13 protein-coding genes, 1 tRNA gene and 1 rRNA gene are annotated in these 18,956 nt (G+C 40.4%); 5 read left to right on the forward strand and 10 right to left on the reverse strand.

All coding sequences use genetic code 11. The annotated features are described in order from the left end of the window. The first annotated feature begins 12 nt into the window (after nt 1-12). Nucleotides 13-124 (forward strand): 5S ribosomal RNA (gene rrf / locus QNI15_RS37790). 195 nt (nt 125-319) lie between these two features. Here rrf and QNI15_RS37795 read toward each other — a convergent pair. The 3 genes from QNI15_RS37795 to QNI15_RS37805 all read right to left on the reverse strand — a co-directional run bounded on the left by QNI15_RS37795 (nt 320) and on the right by QNI15_RS37805 (nt 2,536). Beyond that, the gene (locus QNI15_RS37795) at nt 320-1,177 is read right to left on the reverse strand and encodes a nucleoside phosphorylase (protein WP_313994270.1); all 858 of its coding nucleotides are present in this window, start codon (nt 1,175-1,177) and stop codon (nt 320-322) included. A gap of 87 nt (nt 1,178-1,264) precedes the next feature. Then, the gene (gene trhO, locus QNI15_RS37800; RefSeq protein ID WP_314037268.1) at nt 1,265-2,218 is read right to left on the reverse strand and encodes an oxygen-dependent tRNA uridine(34) hydroxylase TrhO; all 954 of its coding nucleotides are present in this window, start codon (nt 2,216-2,218) and stop codon (nt 1,265-1,267) included. Between the two features lie 244 nt (nt 2,219-2,462). Then, nucleotides 2,463-2,536 (reverse strand) — tRNA-Ile (locus QNI15_RS37805). Between the two features lie 93 nt (nt 2,537-2,629). Here QNI15_RS37805 and QNI15_RS37810 point away from each other — a divergent pair. Continuing rightward, the gene (locus QNI15_RS37810; protein ID WP_314037270.1) at nt 2,630-3,262 is read left to right on the forward strand and encodes an HAD family hydrolase; all 633 of its coding nucleotides are present in this window, start codon (nt 2,630-2,632) and stop codon (nt 3,260-3,262) included. A gap of 18 nt (nt 3,263-3,280) precedes the next feature. Beyond that, nucleotides 3,281-4,543, forward strand: coding sequence for a site-2 protease family protein (locus QNI15_RS37815; protein WP_314037272.1), 1,263 nt, complete (start codon nt 3,281-3,283; stop codon nt 4,541-4,543). Between the two features lie 656 nt (nt 4,544-5,199). On the opposite strand, the gene QNI15_RS37820 is transcribed toward QNI15_RS37815, so the two are convergent. Beyond that, the gene (locus QNI15_RS37820) at nt 5,200-7,065 is read right to left on the reverse strand and encodes a T9SS type A sorting domain-containing protein (protein ID WP_314037274.1); all 1,866 of its coding nucleotides are present in this window, start codon (nt 7,063-7,065) and stop codon (nt 5,200-5,202) included. Between the two features lie 80 nt (nt 7,066-7,145). Then, a complete protein-coding gene (locus QNI15_RS37825; protein ID WP_314037276.1) occupies nt 7,146-7,919 on the reverse strand; it encodes a PASTA domain-containing protein in 774 nt (257 codons plus the stop codon). Here QNI15_RS37825 and QNI15_RS37830 point away from each other — a divergent pair. Further along, the gene (locus tag QNI15_RS37830; RefSeq protein WP_314037279.1) at nt 7,918-8,049 is read left to right on the forward strand and encodes a hypothetical protein; all 132 of its coding nucleotides are present in this window, start codon (nt 7,918-7,920) and stop codon (nt 8,047-8,049) included. The two genes, QNI15_RS37825 and QNI15_RS37830, sit on opposite strands and share 2 nt — an antisense overlap. Before the next feature lie 35 nt (nt 8,050-8,084). Here the strand turns inward: QNI15_RS37830 and QNI15_RS37835 are convergent, their stop codons facing one another. The 4 genes from QNI15_RS37835 to QNI15_RS37850 form a co-directional block, all read right to left on the reverse strand. Beyond that, on the reverse strand, nt 8,085-8,861 hold the full coding sequence (locus tag QNI15_RS37835) for a PASTA domain-containing protein (protein WP_314037281.1): 777 nt from the start codon (nt 8,859-8,861) through the stop codon (nt 8,085-8,087). 402 nt (nt 8,862-9,263) lie between these two features. Further along, nucleotides 9,264-10,118 carry a fumarylacetoacetate hydrolase family protein gene (locus tag QNI15_RS37840; protein WP_314037283.1) on the reverse strand — a complete coding sequence of 285 codons (855 nt, stop codon included), beginning with the start codon at nt 10,116-10,118 and terminating at the stop codon, nt 9,264-9,266. 71 nt (nt 10,119-10,189) lie between these two features. Next, nucleotides 10,190-11,428 carry a hypothetical protein gene (locus QNI15_RS37845; RefSeq protein ID WP_314037285.1) on the reverse strand — a complete coding sequence of 413 codons (1,239 nt, stop codon included), beginning with the start codon at nt 11,426-11,428 and terminating at the stop codon, nt 10,190-10,192. A 72-nt stretch (nt 11,429-11,500) separates the two neighbouring features. Then, nucleotides 11,501-12,535: a DUF3500 domain-containing protein gene (locus QNI15_RS37850; protein WP_314037287.1), complete on the reverse strand. Its 1,035-nt coding sequence runs from the start codon at nt 12,533-12,535 to the stop codon at nt 11,501-11,503. 319 nt (nt 12,536-12,854) lie between these two features. On the opposite strand from QNI15_RS37850, the gene QNI15_RS37855 reads away from it, so the two are divergent. Continuing rightward, a complete protein-coding gene (locus QNI15_RS37855; protein ID WP_313994237.1) occupies nt 12,855-15,815 on the forward strand; it encodes a glycosyltransferase family 117 protein in 2,961 nt (986 codons plus the stop codon). An 826-nt stretch (nt 15,816-16,641) separates the two neighbouring features. Here QNI15_RS37855 and QNI15_RS37860 read toward each other — a convergent pair. Then, a complete protein-coding gene (locus QNI15_RS37860; RefSeq protein WP_313994234.1) occupies nt 16,642-18,894 on the reverse strand; it encodes a M28 family metallopeptidase in 2,253 nt (750 codons plus the stop codon). Between the last annotated feature and the right edge of the window lie 62 nt (nt 18,895-18,956).

Consider the following 18,956-nt stretch of genomic DNA (forward strand, 5'->3'; position numbering starts at 1 on the left):
GACACCAACATTGTTGGTGGTTATAGTGAAGGTGATCACCTCTTCCCATTCCGAACAGAGAAGTTAAGCCCTTTCACGCCCATGATACTGCCTTCACCGGTGGGAAAGTAGGTTGCCGCCACTTTATTATTATTAAGCCACTCTTAACGAGTGGCTTTTTTTGTTTAGCTACTTTTTGTTTATCTACCTCTCCAATATTTCTCTCTAATCCCAACTCTTTTACAATCCGGTGCCAATTGATGGAGGCTTGACTTTACTAAAAGGCAATAAAAAAGCGATCCCTTTTAAAGAATCGCTTATATCTATTATTTTCTTTTTTCTATAATCGAGATATTACTTTCTGAATAAGGTCATCTATTATTTTCTCTGGATTCTTGGCAAACTGATTATTAATCCGATTAGCCAAAATTGCATTTAAGGATAACACCTCATGGCCCAACATTCTTCCAAATGCATAGTAGCCAGAAGTTTCCATTTCCATATTAGTTAACCAGAAATTGTTATGGTGGAAATAATTTAATTCCTGAAGAAACTTTGGGTTTGTACTAGGAATACGAAGTTGTCGGCCTTGTGGCGCATAGAATCCTGGTGCTGTTACTGTGTTGCCTTCAATCATATCATGTGCAAATTGTTGCAGTAATTCCTGAGAGCCACTGGCACAATAAGGCTCAAATCCCAATTGTAGCTTTTGTTGTAATAGCTTATTTATAGCTTGTTCTTCTGGCGTTTGAGGAAACTGGTAAAAATACATCAAGGAATCTAACCCTATTGCATTGACAGAGGCTACCAAACTTCCTACAGGTATATCTGCTTGTATACTACCAGACGTACCAATGCGTATAATCTTCAATCTCCGTTGTTTATCTTTGATCTGACGGGTTTTCAAATCTATATTAACCAATGCATCCAACTCATTCATAACAATCTCTACATTGTCAGTGCCTATGCCTGTAGAGATTACTGTAACTCTTCTGTTATTACAGATTCCAGTCTGAGTAATAAACTCACGCTTATTCATCTCAAAGTCTACCGAATCGAAGTATTGAGTAACCTTATGGACTCTACCCGGATCTCCTACCACGATAATAAGATCAGAGATATCTTCAGGAGAGAGATTCAGGTGGTAAACACTTCCATCAGGATTAAGAACCAATTCAGATTCGGCAAGAGATTTCATAAGGATGTATAGTATGGTTAAGTAAAACAAAAGATCAACCGAGGTTGTTTCGATTGATCTTTAAAAAATGATACTAGCTGGGGCTACTTATTTTGATACTTTGGCTCTTTGTAATCCTTTGTATGGATTGTAACCATTTGTCTGTTTCTGGTAATATCCTGTTCCATCATATGGGCGAAGTTCAGGATGTGTCTTACATTCTGCAGAACAAGCCCCTTCCATCTCCCATCCACATTTTTCACAGATAGGCACGTGATTATTACATTCAGGGTTCGCACAGTTTACCATACGGTCAGAATGAGTCCCACAAACAAAACAGTTTGAGATAACTACAGGATTGACTGTATTGACGTCTACGGCAATTCGGTTATCAAATACATAACATTTGCCTTCAAAGTCTTCTCCACCTGCTTCCAGACCATATTTAATGATCCCTCCATGCAATTGGTATACGTTCTCAAATCCTTGTTCCAGCAAATACGCACTTGCTTTCTCACATTTAATACCACCCGTACAATACGTTACTATTTTCTTGTCCTTGTATTGTTTAATCTCATTAATCTTATCAGGGAAATCCCGAAAGTTTTCGATATCCAGTGTGACAGCATTTTTAAATTTACCCAATTTGTGCTCATAGTTTGAACGCACATCGAGAAGAACTACATCCGAATCATTTTTCAGCTTTCTAAATTCCTCAGGGTCTAAATGAATACCTGTCCGTTCACGAGGATTAATGTGATGCAGATCAGAATGGACAATTTCTGATTTGCTGCGTACATGAAGCTTGGTAAATCCTTGCGTGTCAGAATAATCGACTTTGAAGTCTATATCTGCAAAACGTGGGTCTGACTTTACAATCTCCATGTATTTTTTACAATCTTCTACAAGACCTGAGACAGTGCCATTCAGGCCTTCATGGGCAATAATAATGCGTCCTAAGAGATTTAATTCAAGACAGAGTAAATGATGTTCCTCACGAAACTTTTCTACATCTTCAATGGAAGTGTAGCAATAATAAAGAAGAATACTGTATTTTTTCATGATGTATACGGCTTAGCTTCAGACTAAGTGTAAAAGGATAATAGGACAAAAATAATACAAATAAAAGGAATGTTTGCCAATTGAATGTAAATAAATAAACAACCCGCTTTTTATACAATGACATAAATCATGTGTGGAAGATAACCAAAATCTAATAGAGGAAAGGACATAAGATATTGTGCAAATTGTATGCAAATAAAAAAGGGCTACGACTTTTTCAAATCGTAACCCTTTGATTCTTAAGTGGGCCAGCCTGGGCTCGAACCAGGGACCACCTGATTATGAGTCAGGTGCTCTAACCAACTGAGCTACAAGCCCGGACGAAACCGAAAAGATATTTTATTTTGGTTTCGGGGTGCAAATCTACATATTTGTATTTAAAATGCAAATAACTTTAAAAAAAAAGAAAAAATGAATCGAAATAGTGCGCCGAATCTAATCTTTGACATGGGAGGAGTGATTATTGATATTAATTTACAACTGGCTATAAAGGCTTTGGCCAGATTGGCAAATTACAATGAAGAGGAATTAAAGAATCGCTTTTGGAGTTCAGATTTTTTTCTGGCTCACGAAACCGGGCATTGTTCAGATGCGGATTTTCGCAGTAACATATGTACTTTACTACAACTTACAATTGATGATGTTGAGATTGATCGGGCATGGAATGCTTTATTATTAGAGATACCTGCAAAACGTATAGAACTGCTTAAAGAACTACGCAAAACGCATAAATTATATTTGTTGAGCAATACCAATGCAATTCATGTAAAAGCCATAAACCAGTTGCTATTGGAACAATATGAATTAAATGGGATGGAAGATCTTTTTGATAAAGTATATTATTCTCATCAGATAGGAAAACGTAAACCTGGCCAGGAAATTTATACTTATGTATTAGCGGATGCCGGATTGAATGCACAGGATTGTATATTTTTTGATGATTTACCTGCTAACTTGCAGGCGGCGGCTGAAACAGGAATACAAACTGTTCAGATTATTCCAGGCCAGTTTACAATCAATGACTATTTTCAAGGTACTATTTGACATTTTTCTCTCTTTCCAATGATCAATCAACCTCCTAAGGATAACTATCTGCTTCATATATTTCTATTTGTAGTAACAGTATTTACAACAACTTTGGCAGGAGCCGAATGGATGACTGCCAAATCAATTTTGTATAATCTGCCATGGAGTGAGGTGTGGCAAGGGTTACAGTATTCAATCCCTTTTCTGGGAATTCTGACTGTACACGAATTTGGACACTATCTGACTTCCCGTTATTACAAGATCAGTGCATCATTACCCTATTACATTCCTATGTATCTTCCTAGTATGAGTATTGGTACAATGGGAGCCTTTATTCGAATCAGGGAGATTCCACGAACACGTCAGCAGTTTTTTGATATAGGGATTGCAGGACCGTTGGCTGGATTTGTAGTGGCAGTAGGAGTACTTTGGTATGGTTTTGCGAATCTGCCTGCCAAAGATGATATCTTTCGTATCCACCCTGAATACAAACGCTATGGATTGACGTATGAAAAATATGTATACACAGAACATTTTCTTCAGGAAGAGGATTCTTTAGCGTTTATAAAAAGCCAGCAAGAGGGTGTTATTCCTAAAGTGGATTCTGCCGGAAAGAAAATTACTTTTGTTGCAAGACCTGAGACTTATAAGGAGTGGCTGGCATCCAATATCTCATTAGGTGATAATCTCCTGATGCGTTTCTTTAAAAACTATGTTGCAGAAGATCCCAATCTTGTTCCTAATGAATACGAACTTTTTCATTATCCATTCCTCTTTGCCGGGTACCTGGCGTTATTCTTTACTGCACTCAATCTGATTCCTATAGGACAACTGGATGGTGGACATATTTTATATGGACTCATTGGGTATAAGAATCATCGGAAAGTGTCGCCTATTTTGTTTACCATTTATATTTTTTATGGTGGACTAGGAGTGATAGATCATACAGGGACGGTTAATTTTCTGGGAGAAGAAATGTCGCCATGGTGGGGGATTCCTTTGTACCTGTTTTTCCTATATCAGGTATTTGAACGGATGAACGAAGGTCGGTTTGAAGACACTGTATTGCTTAGTATTGGTGTACTTACAGCCCAATGGCTGGTAAACTACTATACAGGACTAACAGGCTACCCTGGATGGTTTGTATTTGGCTTTATATTAGGGCGGGTACTAGGTGTGTACCATCCACCTGCCTTACAGGAAGAGCCGTTGAGCTTGGGGCGCCAGGTGCTGGGATGGCTTACCATGGGAATCTTTGTAATCTGCTTTATTCCTGCTCCTTTTATATTCGGGAAGTAAAATATCAGTCATCCTAAATTTTGGAGGAAGGATATCATTGAGAAAGTAATAAAAAATGCTACAAAGAGAGTTAAGATCACTTCAATTGTGGATGGTGGTGTATGTATGTATGTATGTATGTATGTATGTATGTATGTATGTATGTATGTATGTATGTATGTATGTATGTATGGAATCTTTTCTCCGTGAGGTTGGCCCCTATCTTGTCCCATATCTTTTCTGAAGAAGAGACCTGTAAATAGAGAAAAAACACTCTTCCTGTCCTCCTGCAAGGATCTCTTGACAAATAGAGTTGCGTTTACCTTCTGAGAGAAAAGAGTTTTTCAGAATCCAAAGGTTGCCGGTCTTGCCACAAGGTCCTTTCAGGAGGACAGAGTATAGATGTTCCTTTTAGGAGGGCAAAAAAGGCGAGAGGGCTCAAAACGAGAATTTTCTCTAAAACTTTCAGAATTGAAAAACTTATGGAACATGATAGGGGTTAGCCATGGGCCTTTCGGGGGGAAAGATCGTAAAAAGGAAGAAGCTAGTGGAAGAGCAATGTAAGGGACAATAGACAAATGATGAGAGAGTAATTCTCAAAAATTAACCCAAGTCCACACTTTCAAAAGCATGGGCTTGGGTTTTAATCAAATCCAAGATTCGGGATGATTTATAATTTAATGTGCTATAATAATTTTCCGTTGTATCTGATAAGAGTTAATCTGAAACGTTAGAATGTACATGCCATTGGGAAGATCTGTAATGCTTAACTCATTGCTGGCACTCAGACTTCTGGTAGTTTGTTTTAATATCCGGCCCAGCATATCCTGTACCTTTATCTGTGTTACCCCATTTTCATTCCAGTAAAGCTTATCGCTGGATGGATTAGGATATACCTTGAAGTTTCGTACGTAGGGAGGTAGAGGGGGTTCAGTACCTGTTACTGTACCTTTGCCTACAACAGGCCGAAGCATAATACTGCCAGTCTCTGGCTCTGTATTATTTTGCCAGTTAGCTCCTCCTGCTATGTTATAAAACTGTTCGGTATGTGAGTCTGTGTTTCTGTCATACCCTACAGCCATCAGGTCAGCCGTAGCCTGAATCCAGCCTATATAAATAGTGTCTGATACACCGACAGGATACAATACGCTATCATCATCCGGATGAGTCAGTGTATACGTATAAAACTTATTGAGGGTATCCGGATATTGTATGGCAAAGGATTTCTGATAGAGTATGGAACTTGTTTGACCATCCAGCTTTTTCCAGATAGAGAGCCCGAAGGTTTGTCCCGTTAGATCTGTTTCTCCTACTCGGGCAAAATGAATTCTGATAGCTGTAATGGTATCAGGTTTATTCAAGATGTAACGTACGGCTACACTGCCCTGTTGCTGACGTACGCCAATACCGTATTCTGCTGTTCCATCATCATAGGCATAGTAGTCTGATAAAACGGTAATTCTACTTATTGTATCATTGATGCTAGCGCGTACATTTGGGACAATGTTTTGTGTCGTATCAGTGGCTCTTATATTAAATTTTGATTGTAAAATTAATGGCGCACTTCCATTAATGGATTGAGTGGCCGTAATTGTAGTAGGTATAACATTTCTGGTTCTTGCTGGGACTAGAATATTAGAGCCACTCTCAGAATACAATTGAGCATTGTTTTGAGTATTAACAATTGTATAGGTAAAATCAAATTGACTTGAAGCATTTCGTTGATTATTAAATACATAGGTTGTATCTGCCGATGTCAGTTCACTGATTTGAAACTGATTCAATGGCATAGCTGAATAACGTTTTAGCAGGGATCTGGGCTGCAGAGTAATTGCCATATCTTTTACAGAGAGGGGATCGTAGGTTTGGTTTGCATCCAGGATAATATAATCCAGATTCCAAACATCATACATACCAGTAGGGCGGCCATAGGCTATAAAGCGAAACTGAAAATCGCTATGAAGGAAACGAGTGTTGGTAATGTTTAGTAAAGTATCCCTAAACCCTTGTTTAGTAGCAGATTTATCTGCCCATTGACTGATCCAGGCACCTGTGTTATCTTTAAACTGAAGTACCAGTGAGTCTCCCGGATCTGGGGATTCTCCTAAACTTTGTCCGGACCACCAGAAACTGAGGTTGACTTTAGTAGATGCTGTATGACCAGTTAGATCAATAGGCTGGGAGGTAAGAATATCTGTGGTATCTGTAAGTGACTGGTTGGCGGAGGTAGGAGTAGTATAAGGCTTGCCATTAAACTGTAATCCATCAAATGTAGCCATGCCTTTGGATGGTTGGTCATCCGCATAGGTATTGTTGATAACAACACCATGATTCTCCCATTTAGCGGGGTCCGGCTGGCCAAAGTAGGTCGAAAAGTCTTCAAAGAAAGGTAAACTTAAGGCTTGAGTACGCGCCTGAGCCTTCTTCGTAATCGGGTTGGGTGGGGTTTGTGTCAATGGGGCTACACGAAGCTGAGCCTGGCAGATAATGACAAAGAAAAACGCAACCGCAACCCAAAAAATAGAGTAAAAATAATGTTTCATGCGAAAAATAGTTTCTGGACGTTTCTTATAAAAACGTCCAGAGGGTGTTTTTCAGTATCCTAATGGTTTTGATTCTATGATTATTGTACGGAATCAGCGGGTGCTGGTATCGAGTCTACAGGTGCAGGCGCTACTTTTACAGGACGTGGTTTCGGTGGGCTAAGCCATAAGTTAATACGTTCACCTTTACGGATAGTACTTCCTTTGACATAACCTGGTACCTGTTTGTTAATTGTTGCATTGGCCCCAAGTGTATCAGGTGTAATCGTTCCTTTTACCAGTCCAAGTCCCATCAGAATAGATTCTGCCTCGCCCATAGTACGTCCAATAAGGTTAGGTACGGCAAACGGTTTGTTATCACCAAGACTACCCAATACGATATCAACCTGCGTATGTTTGGCAATGCGAGTTCCTGGTTCGACAGCCTTTCCGTTGATCTGCTGACCCAGTACCGAATTAGGATGAAGCGAATCTGGCTGATAGATAACTTTACCTAAGCTTAACTCAAAGTTTTCCAGTGTTTCCTGCGCACTACGTAATGAAAAATCTTTCAGATCTGGCATCTCGACCGTTGGAGGGTTCTGGGCTACAACAGTTATAAATATCTTGCGGTCTTCTTTTACCTGAGAACCTGCTGCCGGATACTGGGTTATGACTGTAAGTGGAGGAAGCTTGGATACATAATCTGAATCCTGTACTTCATAGCGAAGATCATGTTCTTCCAGAATATCCACAATCTGGTCCAGCTTCATTCCTGTAATCTTGGGAACTTCTACTATATCATTATGATTGGTACTGGAAGGCAGATACAGAAAGAAAAATCCCAATACAAATACAATTACCAATACTGCCATGATACCCAAATGTATTGCCAGCTCTTTGGCTGATACAGAACGAGCTGGTTTTATGGCTGATGCAGTAGTTCGTGAGCCCGATGGTTTCGGAGATGAACTACCTTTGGAAAACCTGGAGATAATATCTTGAAGTAAGCTCAATGGGAATGAAATATGTGTTATAAATTAAGGTTCCTGTTGTTGATCCGGAGTTGCTGGTGGTGCATCTGAAGTAATCCAGATATCTATAATATCTCCTGTACGAATAGGTGTACCAGGAGCTGGCATTTGTTTGGTAATTGTGCCTGGTGTACCAGGAGCAGGAAGGGTACTTCCTAATATTAAACCGGAAGCGGCAATCTCAAATTTTGCTTCCTCTTCCGTTTTTCCAATCAAATCAGGTGTTGTAAATTCTTTATTATTAGCCCCATCTCCTGCTACTAAGTTGATGTGAGTCCCTTCAGGTACTTTCTGGCCAGCAGCTATAGCTTGTTCCAGTACTACAGAACCCAGATACGGTTTTAGTGTAATAGAACCCATAATCAGCTTATAATTTTTTAATGTCATCTCTGCACTTTTGAGCGACATATCTTTCAGATTGGGCATTGTTACCATCCGGGGATTTTTAGCAACAACTGTCAGATAGATTTTACGACCTGCCTTTACCTTGGAGTTGGCTTTCGGATATTGCTCTTTTATAGATAAAGGAGGCATATTCAGATCAAAAGTAGAATCTTGTACTTCGTACCGTAAATCTTTATCATCCAGAAATTCTTCCAGTTCTTCCAGTTTCATTCCTCTCAGATCAGGAACTGTGATGCTTTCACCGTGATTGGTAGTCCAGGGGAGATATATAAAAAAGAAAATCAGTAAAATGATCAGTGACAACAACACTACTATTCCTATCTGTATCCAAAGATCGCGTTTGTTGTTGGTTTTGATAATAAATTTTGTGTCTGCCATGAAAGGTATATCTGATAATACGGATATTTTACGATTACAAAGATATTGTTTTTGACTAGGAATTATAATCTTCTTATCTGTATGGAATGGATTTAACGGAAAACAGGCGAAAAATAATACAAAATTATTTCACGCCTGTAAAACTATATTCGTTCTGTATTAATAAAAGTCTGTATACAAGGTTGTCTAAAATTATTTTATAAAGGCTCTTCCTGTCTTTGGTGTTATTCTTCCCGTCGTTGGTGTTCTCACCAACGACAACTTTCCCATCATGCATGTTGGTGATAACACTAACATGGGGATCGAAAGACTATAAAGGCTTATGTTGAAGCCCATAACCTACTTGAGGTTTCTCTCTAAAATATATTCGTTGAGCTTTTTAAAAATAAAGTAGACAATCTATCAGACAAAAGCTTTTGCTGTTTGTTTGGATGATCCCAATCCATCAATACCTAGTTCAACTACATCCCCAGGTTTCAGATAAATAGGAGGGTTAAAGCCCAATCCAACTCCGGCAGGAGTACCCGTAGAGATGACATCTCCCGGAAGAAGAGTCATAAACTGGCTGATATAGCTTACTAAAAACGGAATTTTGAAAATAAGGTTGGAAGTATTGCCATCCTGAAATGTTTTTCCGTTGACTGTAAGCCATAAACGTAAGTTATGAACATCTGAGATTTCCTCTTTTGTAGCCAGGAATGGCCCTAGGGGAGCAAATGTATCACATCCTTTTCCTTTCATCCACTGACCACCCCGTTCGATCTGAAATTCTCTTTCACTATAATCATTGTGAAGTACATATCCTGCTACATAATCAAGTGCATTGGCTTCTTCTACATAGCTGGCCTTTTTTCCAATCACAACTCCCAGTTCTACTTCCCAGTCAGTCTTTACGCTGTTTTTAGGAATTATCAGATCATCATTGGGGCCACACAGAGCTGTGGTCGATTTATAAAACAGAATAGGTTCTTCCGGAATTTTTGCTCCTGTCTCTTTTGCATGGTCAATGTAGTTTAATCCTACACACACAATTTTGCTTGGACGGGCTATTGCTGAACCCAGGCGTACACCTGCCGGGATCTTTGGAGCTGTTGCTGCATTGGATGATGCCCAGGCTTTTAGTCTGGTTAATCCATCAGTGGCAAAAAATTGTTCGGTATAATCCTCACCGAATCCAGATGCATCAATAGAGGTGCCGTCTGGTAGCAGTAAGCCAGGTTTTTCCTGACCAATCTCTCCGAAACGAATAAGTTTCATAAATAGGAATTTAACAATTGAAACAATAGTGCTTGCTATAGCAACATGACTTGAAAGTGCAATGTTACATATTATTTCTGTTGAAATACGTGAAATTTTCGTAGAATCCAGCTACTCAACGCAATCAGCATGCCATACCCAAACATAAACCAGACAGTAGATGATGGTGCAAACTCTGGATACCATTCTGCAAACTGCTCCCAGTCTAAACCCTGATCCGGAATAAACAAGTGTAGGTGCATGAGTGGCAAGGATAGTAACAGGATAACAACTAAAATTTTTAGGTTTGTATTCTTAAGTAGAATGAACAGATAGGTCATTATAAATGGAAAGCCCAGAAAAACAATACGGGTAAAATCTCCTCCAGCCAGTAAGCTAAGTCCCAGGTAAGTGACCGAAAACAGGAATAGCAGATCGGTATGGATATCTGTGAACAAGGGAAGGGAATACTTTCTTTGTTGTATAGCTTGCTGTATAGAATACCAGTTGCCATCTTTTCCCCATTTCCATAGTGCTACCCACAGAATGCCACCAAAAGCTATCCAAACACCTGTAAGCCACCGAATAATTCTGAATGGATCAATCAGGCTTTGTTTAATAAAGTACAGTATTGTAATGACTGAGTTTCCTTGTGTACTGGGAGGAAATACTTGTCCTATAACGTATTTAAGGATAAGGCTGATAACAAGGCTTCCTGCTATAATGGGTATGGGGAAAGTTTTGGAATGAGTAGACCTATTGTACAATAGTCCATACATACCCAAAACAATAAGCAAGGCAGGAAACGACTCTTTCTGGATAGTAGCCAGCGGAGCCAGCCACCAGAGATGCATCCAGTTACGATTATAAAGTAATAACAGGAATAGAGTCTGGAAAAAGTAGAGAGGTACATCCACTGTAATAGGGTCATACGCATTCAGACGAATTAAGCCCGTCCAGTGAAACAACAGCCAAAAAATGCCCCATCCCATCAGATAAGGGTGGATCGTAATTTTTTGCCAATAATAGATTAGTATACAGACAGATAACAGAGAAAAAATCAGATTAACAATCTGAAAAGCTGTGACTGGTGTAGCTACAGGCAATACAGAGGCCAGCCAGGGAATTGCTATTCTTGAGTGAAAAGGGAAGGCAACCTCATAATGTTGCGACTTCCCTGCCAGATAATCATAGATCTTTAGATACTGATTACCATCCATCAAAGGTGCTTTGGGATAGGAAGCTACTGGCTGATGGAAATAATAGAATACAAATGTCGCTGCTGTGATAAATAGAATAACCGGATAGATAAAGCCTTTCTGTACTATCACTTCAATAGAAAATAGGTGAACGGCCAAATATAGTCAGAAATGCCATTGTATCAGAGAAGGCAGCAAGTTGCCTTATTTTGGAGTATGTTCTTTCTGGTAATGCTCCTTCAAAAAGTCTTCTCCAAAATCGTTCGTAAGATCACGCACTGAGGTATGGATATGATTTCCATTATTTTGTGTGTTGTCATACTCAATAAGAAGGGTAGGACCTTGAATACGATAATAATGTCCTGCACCCCACTGCTGGCTTCCTGCCCAGGCGAAACGAAGATTGTCTAATCCGGCAGCTTCAATTTTTTGCATTAGTTCATCCGCAAAGCCTATGTGGTATTTACGAACATAGACCCCAACCAGTTGCATGAACTGTTGTTGCTGAGGCTTTGTCAGTTCTTTGAATAAAATTCCTTTGGTTTCATTGAGTATAGCTTTGCGACTATTGCCTGTAACAATTTCTGGTAAAGCTGTTTCTGAAAAGATGGCTTCCTTCTTCTGAGATTCAGATAGTGAATGTAATAATCCAAAAGCTAGTTGTACCTCTTCTTTCAGAATTTGTTTGCCTTTTTCAGCACCACCAGGCACAATGCCAGGATTAGAACCCATAAAAGTTGGAGTAGAGGAAATCAGTTTTCCATTGGCTGATAGAAAGTTCAGTGCCAGATGATGCCCTTCCAGTCGCCAGCCCCAGTTGTTTTGCAGGTCAGGAGTCCCAAAAATGGAAATATAATATTTGCCAGGATCACGGTAGTCATCCTGAGGACCCCGGTTTTCCAGTTCTTTCAGAATAACTTCTAACTGCATAATAGCAATCGCTTTTTGATAGCCCTGTGCACTAAGTGTGGCTTTGAGAAGTGAAAGAGCTGCTTCTTTTTGTTTGGCAGATAGCTCTTTCATGGGAAGCCCATTGCGTTTGGTAGGAACAAAATTCCAGTTGTATCGTTCCTCATCCTGGAAAGTAAAGATGGCTTTTTCCGTTTGTGCTGATTGTAAAGATTGCAGAAACGCCTGCGCTAAGGTAACAATCTCTTTGGATGAGGCTGTTTGTGCAATGGAAACACTACACCCTGTCAAAATAAGGATTGACAATAGTGTATATCTGAAGTAATACATGAATGTAAAAGGTAGGGAAGTGATAGAATAATCCAATCTGAAATGTACATACTAAAATGTTTCATCACTTATTTGTATGGTAAGGCGTCAAAAGCCTGCTTGTCAGCAGAAAGATACAGTATTTACAGATAATCCGGATAGAATGGGTTGTTTTTCTGTAGCCAAGCGGTGAACCTCCGCCAAATTATGATAAGCGGTAAAAAAGGTAAGTTGAACTGATTACGAAAAGTAGAATCCTTTCGTTTAAAAATCTATACTTACAAACTGATATAAGCCTTTCTTCACTTTTAACCTTTCATGCCAATCTATACATCTACTTATGTACTCTTTCCGAAAAATTAACAACCTGACTGGCTGGGCTGTTTTTGCAATAGCTGCGGTAACCTATGTTCGTACAGTTGAACCAACAGTTTCTTTCTGGGATTGTGGAGAGTTTATCGCTGCTGCCCATAAATTGTTGATCGGACACCCACCCGGAGCACCTTTCTTTCTGCTGGTAGCCCATCTTTTTACAGATGCACTGGCTTCTGATTCTTCACAGGTAGCTTACTGGATGAATGTGTTATCTGCCTTAAGCAGTGCCTTTACGATCTTATTTTTATTCTGGACTATTACTTTACTGGGACGAAAACTTATCACAACCCCTGTGACAGAATATAGTATTGGGCAAACTATAGGTTTGATAATGGCTGGAGTGGTTGGTTCATTGGTGTATACTTTTTCTGATTCATTCTGGTTTTCGGCAGTAGAGTCAGAAGTATATGCTTTATCTTCTCTGTTTACAGCTTTTGTTGTATGGGCTATGCTGAAGTGGGAACTGATTGATGATTCCGCTGCCGCCAATCGATGGTTGTTGCTGATTGCGTATGTGATTGGTTTATCTATTGGTACACATTTGCTCAATTTAGTTACCTTACCTGCACTGGCATTGATTTTCTATTTCCGGAAATTTACACCCACATGGAAAGGCGCGATACTCACTCTGATTGTTTCGGGTATAGCCTTGTTGTTTGTGATGAATGTAATGCGTACAGAATTGCCAGGAATAGCAGGGAAAATGGACATTTTCTTTGTGAATACATTAGGACTTCCGTTTAATAGTGGAGCCATTGTATTTACTATTTTGTGTGTCAGTGTTTTACTATATGGTATCTGGTATTCTGTAAGAAAGCAGAAAGTAGTGCTGAATACTGTTTTGCTGGGTTTTACATTTATTCTTATTGGCTACTCTTCGTATGTAATGCTCGTAGTAAGAGCCAATTTTAATCCTACGTTTAATCTGAACAATCCCAAAGATCTTTCAGGCTTCATGTATTACATGAATATGGAACAATATGGGGCTGCTCGTCCTTTGCTGTATGGACCTAACTTTACAGCGGGTGTGGTAGAGATAGAAAAAGGAAGTCCTATTTATATAAAGGGTGAGCACAAATATGAATCGTATAGCCAGCGTCTGGTACCTAAATACGATCCTCGCAAGATGACACTTTTCCCTCGGTTGTATAGCGATGATGAAACTCGTCGCCATCCTCAGTTATACCGGAATATAACAGGATTGCGAGAAGGTGAGAATCCGACATTGGCACATCAGTTTTCGTACTTCTTCAAGCAGCAGATTGGTTATTTCTATGTACGGTATTTTCTCTGGAATTTTGTAGGACGTGATAGTGATGAGGTGGGAGCTGGCTGGCATACTACATTCCATTCCAAAGACACTTTGCCTCCGGTTTTATCCGAAAATAAAGCGCATAACCGTTTTTATGGCCTGCCTCTGTTTTTGGGATTAATCGGACTATTCTTTGTCATTCAACGTAACCGTCAGGTTGGTGCCTTTACAGGGCTTCTGTTTTTTATGACAGGCATTGCCTTGATTATTTACCTGAATCCACCTCCTGTAGAACCCCGTGAACGGGATTACATCTATGTAGGGTCGTTCTACGCATTTGCCATCTGGATCGGACTGGGGGTAATGGCCTTGTCTGAATGGATAAAGTCTATTGTAAAGCAGGAAGTTTTGAGACCTGTATTGATTGGAAGTTTATGTCTGGCTGTACCTGTTCTGATGGTAAAAGAGAACTGGGATGATCATGATCGGACAGGCCGTTACATGGCACTTGATTCGGCTAAGAATATGCTGGAGTCCTGTGCTCCCAATGCCATTCTCTTCACAACTGGTGACAATGATACCTACCCATTATTATATGCACAGGAAGTAGAAGGTATTCGTCCGGATGTCCGGGTAGTGATTTCGCAGTTTATGGGAACTGACTGGTACATTGACTATCTCAAACAAAGCCTGGGGCGTACACCTGCTATGCCTATTTCTCTGGAAAAGAAGAACTATGTTTCGTATGTAAACAATCAGATTTTGTTTTATGAAAATCCTACAGTGAAAGATGGCATTAATCTGAAAGAATATATACGTCTTATCCGGGAAGATAATCCAGCTCTGAAAGTGACATTGGATAGTGGAGAGACGATTAATACACTTCCTACTCCTAAATTGTATTTGCCACTGGATAAAGAAGCTATTGTAAAATCTGGTCAGATCCCAACTGCTTTGACAAGTCTGCTATCTGATCAGATGCTGATAGAACTGCCTAAAAAACATATATTTAAAGATGATCTGGTATTCCTGGATATTCTGGCACAAAATGACTGGAAACGCCCTGTGTACTTTACTACTACACAACTGCCTAACCAGTACAACCTGATGAAGCATACTCAACTGGAAGGGGTAGTATGCCGATTGTTACCAGTAGAAGTGCCTCAGGCAGAAGACGGCTTCCTGAATTCAGATATTGCCTACAATAACCTGATGAATAAGTCTCAGTGGCGTGGACAAAATGATCCGACTGTATATCATGATGAAACATGTCGTGGAGAAAGACTGGTAGCTAGTCGATTAGCTTTCCTAACATTGGCACAACAGCTGATGGCTGAAAACCAACCCAAAAAAGCCCGTGAGGTATTGATGCGTTCATTGGGAATAATGCCTAATGAGATTTTCCATGATGACCAGATCTGTTCGTTGTATGTGGCTCCTTTACTTCAGGTAGGAGAGAAGCAAAAAGCAGAACAACTGGCAAAACGCCTGACACATAACGCAGAACAGAATCTGGCTTACTACTGGGAAGAAAAGAGCAAAGATCAGCAGGCGATCCGGACTAGCCTGTATATCCTTAATCAGGTAGCTGCAGCTTTCAAAGAAGCCAACCACCCCGATGCCACACGTTATGAAGCTTTGCTGGAGAAAGAGTTAAATGTCTGGCAAAATTAATTAGAAAAATAGTTCCAATGCAAAACATGAGTCATCCCAAATTTTGAGCAAAAGATGTTCTCCCACCGTTTATGTTGCGTTTTATCACCAACATAAACGGTGGGAAACAGGTCGTTGGTGATAACACCAACGACGGGAAAAAACGAAATAAATAAGCTACAAATAAAATGGTGTTCCCTTTAAACGCGAAAGGTTGTATCTGTGCGTTGGCCTTCTTTCTGCCGTGAGGAAAGCCCCTTATCCTGTCCCATAACTTTTCTGGAAATGAAGGTTTTAAAAAGAGAGCACTGGTTCGAATAGAAAGACACTGGTTCGAACGTCCGTTCGGACCTACATTGAGAGCAACGTCCGTTGCGTTGGGACAAAGAGAGCCAAGACAACTTCAATCGTGGATGGTGGTGTAGGTGCGTAGGGAATTTTTTCTCCGCGAGGTTGGCCTTTGGCCTGTGGGGGGAAGGATCGGAGGAAAGTGTCCTTTTTGGGTTACTTTTTTGGACAAGCAAAAAAGTAACATGGTAGGAAGAGTGATGTATTGAAGATAAAAACCTTTTTTGGGCAAACAAAAAATGAAGAAGCCTGTGGAAGAGAAAAGTAAATGACTATTAACCAATGTAGGAAAAGGCAAGCAAAAAAGTAACAAGGCGATAAGAAGAGATAGGTTCTGGACTATAAACAAGGATGGATACAACTAGGTAATAGGTAACAAAAGAACAACGCCTACGCTTTGGAAAAAAGTGTAGGCGTTGTTCTTTTTATGGTGCCAGATCTATTAAGTATATGCTTAAAATTCGTGATGATTTATGTTTGTAAGACAATGATTACTTTATTACTTGCCACTACTCACACCAGCAGGATTTACCTGAGAGGATACCGCATTGATAGCCTCTGTATAAGCTTGAATGGATTTAGCTGCAATTTCAATCTGTTCCTGTGCTTCTTCCCAGTTGCGTTGTTCAATCGCTTCCCGTACGCCTGGTAGTGTCTTTACACCATATCCGGTATAGAAACCAGGAGCATAAATTGTATGTTTATACCAGGGACGGCGAGGTAAGCCTTTGTCTGATAATAATTTCTGTTCTGCGCGATACAACGAGGGATTTAGCTGAGTCCAGTTGGTACCTGCTTTGATACTGGCTACTTGTACATCGCTGTACTGACTAGCTGCTTTTTCCAATCCAGCCACTGCATTCTGAAGACTGGCAAAATTCAGATACGGTACTACCGACTTAGCTGTGGGAGGAATGTATTTTTCTGTTGGATCTGCAGCATATACATAGCGTTTCTCTGATATCAGTTGATTCTCAACATCTGTTGACTCCCGCAACGTTTCCAGCAATGTAGTCACCTCTCCCAGATAGGTATTTACTGTTTTATGGAACGATTTAAAATCAAAAGGAAGAATGTCTGCATTCGCAAGTCGTAGTGTGGCCCTGCCCCCCGTTTTAACAAGAGTAATGCCATAGTCAAATTTGGGATCTTTGAATCGTTTGTACATGTCATACGAATCATAGATAGAATGGTAGTCACCACTTTCGCTTTCTCCTCCAAAACCCAGGTTAAGTGACGGAATACCCAAATGTTGAATAAAAGGAGTGTAGTCTGAACCAGACCCTAGTGCACCTATGGTTAAGTTCTTTTTGGCTAACAGCTCTTTTTTGTTTTTTGTGGTGGCAGCGTGAGTAAGTTGAAGTGATTTGCTGCGTTCCAGAATACTGATTCCTGTTTGAGGATCTGTAACATCACGGGCAATTTCACTGACAAGTGTTTCCAGTGAATGTGATCCACCAGCAAACAGAAAACCTCTGCCATTGCCATCTGAGTTGATGTAGGCTACCGCTTTTTGCTGAAGCTCTGCTGCATGGTGTTCTGCCCATTCAGTAGAACCAATCAGTGAAGGTTCTTCACCATCCCAGGCGCAGTATACCAGTGTTCTTTTGGGCTTCCAGCCAGCCTTTACCAGTTCACCAACTGCTCGGGCTTCTTCAAGTACGGCTACCATGCCACTGATTGGGTCATCTGCTCCATTTACCCACGCATCATGGTGATTGCCTCTGATCACCCATTGATCAGGAAATTCGCTGCCTTTCAATTTCGCAATAACATTGTAACAAGGAACAAGTTTCCAGTCGAACGAAAGTTTTAGATGTACTTTGGCAGGACCTGGACCTATATGATAGGTAATAGGCAATGCGCCTCTCCATTTTTCAGGGGCTACAGGACCTGTTAATGCTGCCAGCAAGGGTTGGGCATCCCCATAGGAAATAGGGAGAACAGGAATCTTAAGCAGATTGGCTGCTTCGCTGCGATCAAGTCGTTTGGCATCCGGAGTAGCGCCATAGCCAGGTGTCAGAGGGTCTCCCGGATAGATAGGCATATCTTCTACAGAACCCCTTTGTGCTCCTGCTGCACTACGGAATGGTCCTTTAGGATATACATCACCCTGAAAATAACCATCTTCTTTTGGGTCAGAATAAATGATACATCCGATAGCTCCATGCTCCTGAGCAACTTTAGGTTTGATACCACGCCAGGAGCCTCCATATTTGGCAATAACAATTTTTCCTTTTACATCTATTCCCAGTCGTTCAAGTTGTTCATAGTCATCTGGCACACCATAGTTCACAAATACCAGTTCGGCCGTTACTTCACCATCAGGTGACCAGCAGTTATATACAGGTAGCTGCTCACTGGTTTGTCCGGAAGTAGCATCCTCTTTCAAGGCAGGTTCAGATAGTTTGGCCTTGAATTTTTGCGGAGACGTCATTTCCAGTACCCGAATCTTAGGCGTTGGAAATAAGACCTGATAAGTTTCGATCTCAGCATCAAATCCCCAGCTTTTAAATAGGTCACGCATAAATTCTGCGTTGGCTTTTCCGTAAGCAGACCCCAGATGATGTGGACGGCCTGCCAGTCTTTTCATCCAGCTATCCAGATTAGAAGCTTTGAGATAACTGTCAAACTGTTCTTCCCATTTTAATTCTGCTGAGGCAGATTGTGGTGTGTAACCATAAATGCTTTTGCTTTGTGCAAATGACAGCACTGGACCCAAAAGCAGGCAAAACAGATAAATCTTCTTCATATACATTGGATAAGGTTTGATTGTGGTAGGGAAGGAAGCAAAATAGAGAAAAATATACGGAT

It is taken from the genome of Xanthocytophaga flava, from assembly GCF_030068545.1.
Classification (GTDB): domain Bacteria; phylum Bacteroidota; class Bacteroidia; order Cytophagales; family 172606-1; genus Xanthocytophaga; species Xanthocytophaga flava.

Excerpts from the sequence above, each read along its gene's own strand:
- QNI15_RS37795 (WP_313994270.1), bottom strand. The coding sequence starts at position 1,177 with ATGAAATCTCTTGCCGAATCTGAATTGGTTCTTAATCCTGATGGAAGT.
- trhO (WP_314037268.1), bottom strand. The coding sequence starts at position 2,218 with ATGAAAAAATACAGTATTCTTCTTTATTATTGCTACACTTCCATTGAA.
- QNI15_RS37810 (WP_314037270.1), top strand. The coding sequence starts at position 2,630 with ATGAATCGAAATAGTGCGCCGAATCTAATCTTTGACATGGGAGGAGTG.
- QNI15_RS37815 (WP_314037272.1), top strand. The coding sequence starts at position 3,281 with ATGATCAATCAACCTCCTAAGGATAACTATCTGCTTCATATATTTCTA.
- QNI15_RS37820 (WP_314037274.1), bottom strand. The coding sequence starts at position 7,065 with ATGAAACATTATTTTTACTCTATTTTTTGGGTTGCGGTTGCGTTTTTC.
- QNI15_RS37830 (WP_314037279.1), top strand. The coding sequence starts at position 7,918 with ATGATACCCAAATGTATTGCCAGCTCTTTGGCTGATACAGAACGAGCT.
- QNI15_RS37825 (WP_314037276.1), bottom strand. The coding sequence starts at position 7,919 with ATGGCAGTATTGGTAATTGTATTTGTATTGGGATTTTTCTTTCTGTAT.
- QNI15_RS37835 (WP_314037281.1), bottom strand. The coding sequence starts at position 8,861 with ATGGCAGACACAAAATTTATTATCAAAACCAACAACAAACGCGATCTT.
- QNI15_RS37840 (WP_314037283.1), bottom strand. The coding sequence starts at position 10,118 with ATGAAACTTATTCGTTTCGGAGAGATTGGTCAGGAAAAACCTGGCTTA.
- QNI15_RS37850 (WP_314037287.1), bottom strand. The coding sequence starts at position 12,535 with ATGTATTACTTCAGATATACACTATTGTCAATCCTTATTTTGACAGGG.
- QNI15_RS37855 (WP_313994237.1), top strand. The coding sequence starts at position 12,855 with ATGTACTCTTTCCGAAAAATTAACAACCTGACTGGCTGGGCTGTTTTT.
- QNI15_RS37860 (WP_313994234.1), bottom strand. The coding sequence starts at position 18,894 with ATGAAGAAGATTTATCTGTTTTGCCTGCTTTTGGGTCCAGTGCTGTCA.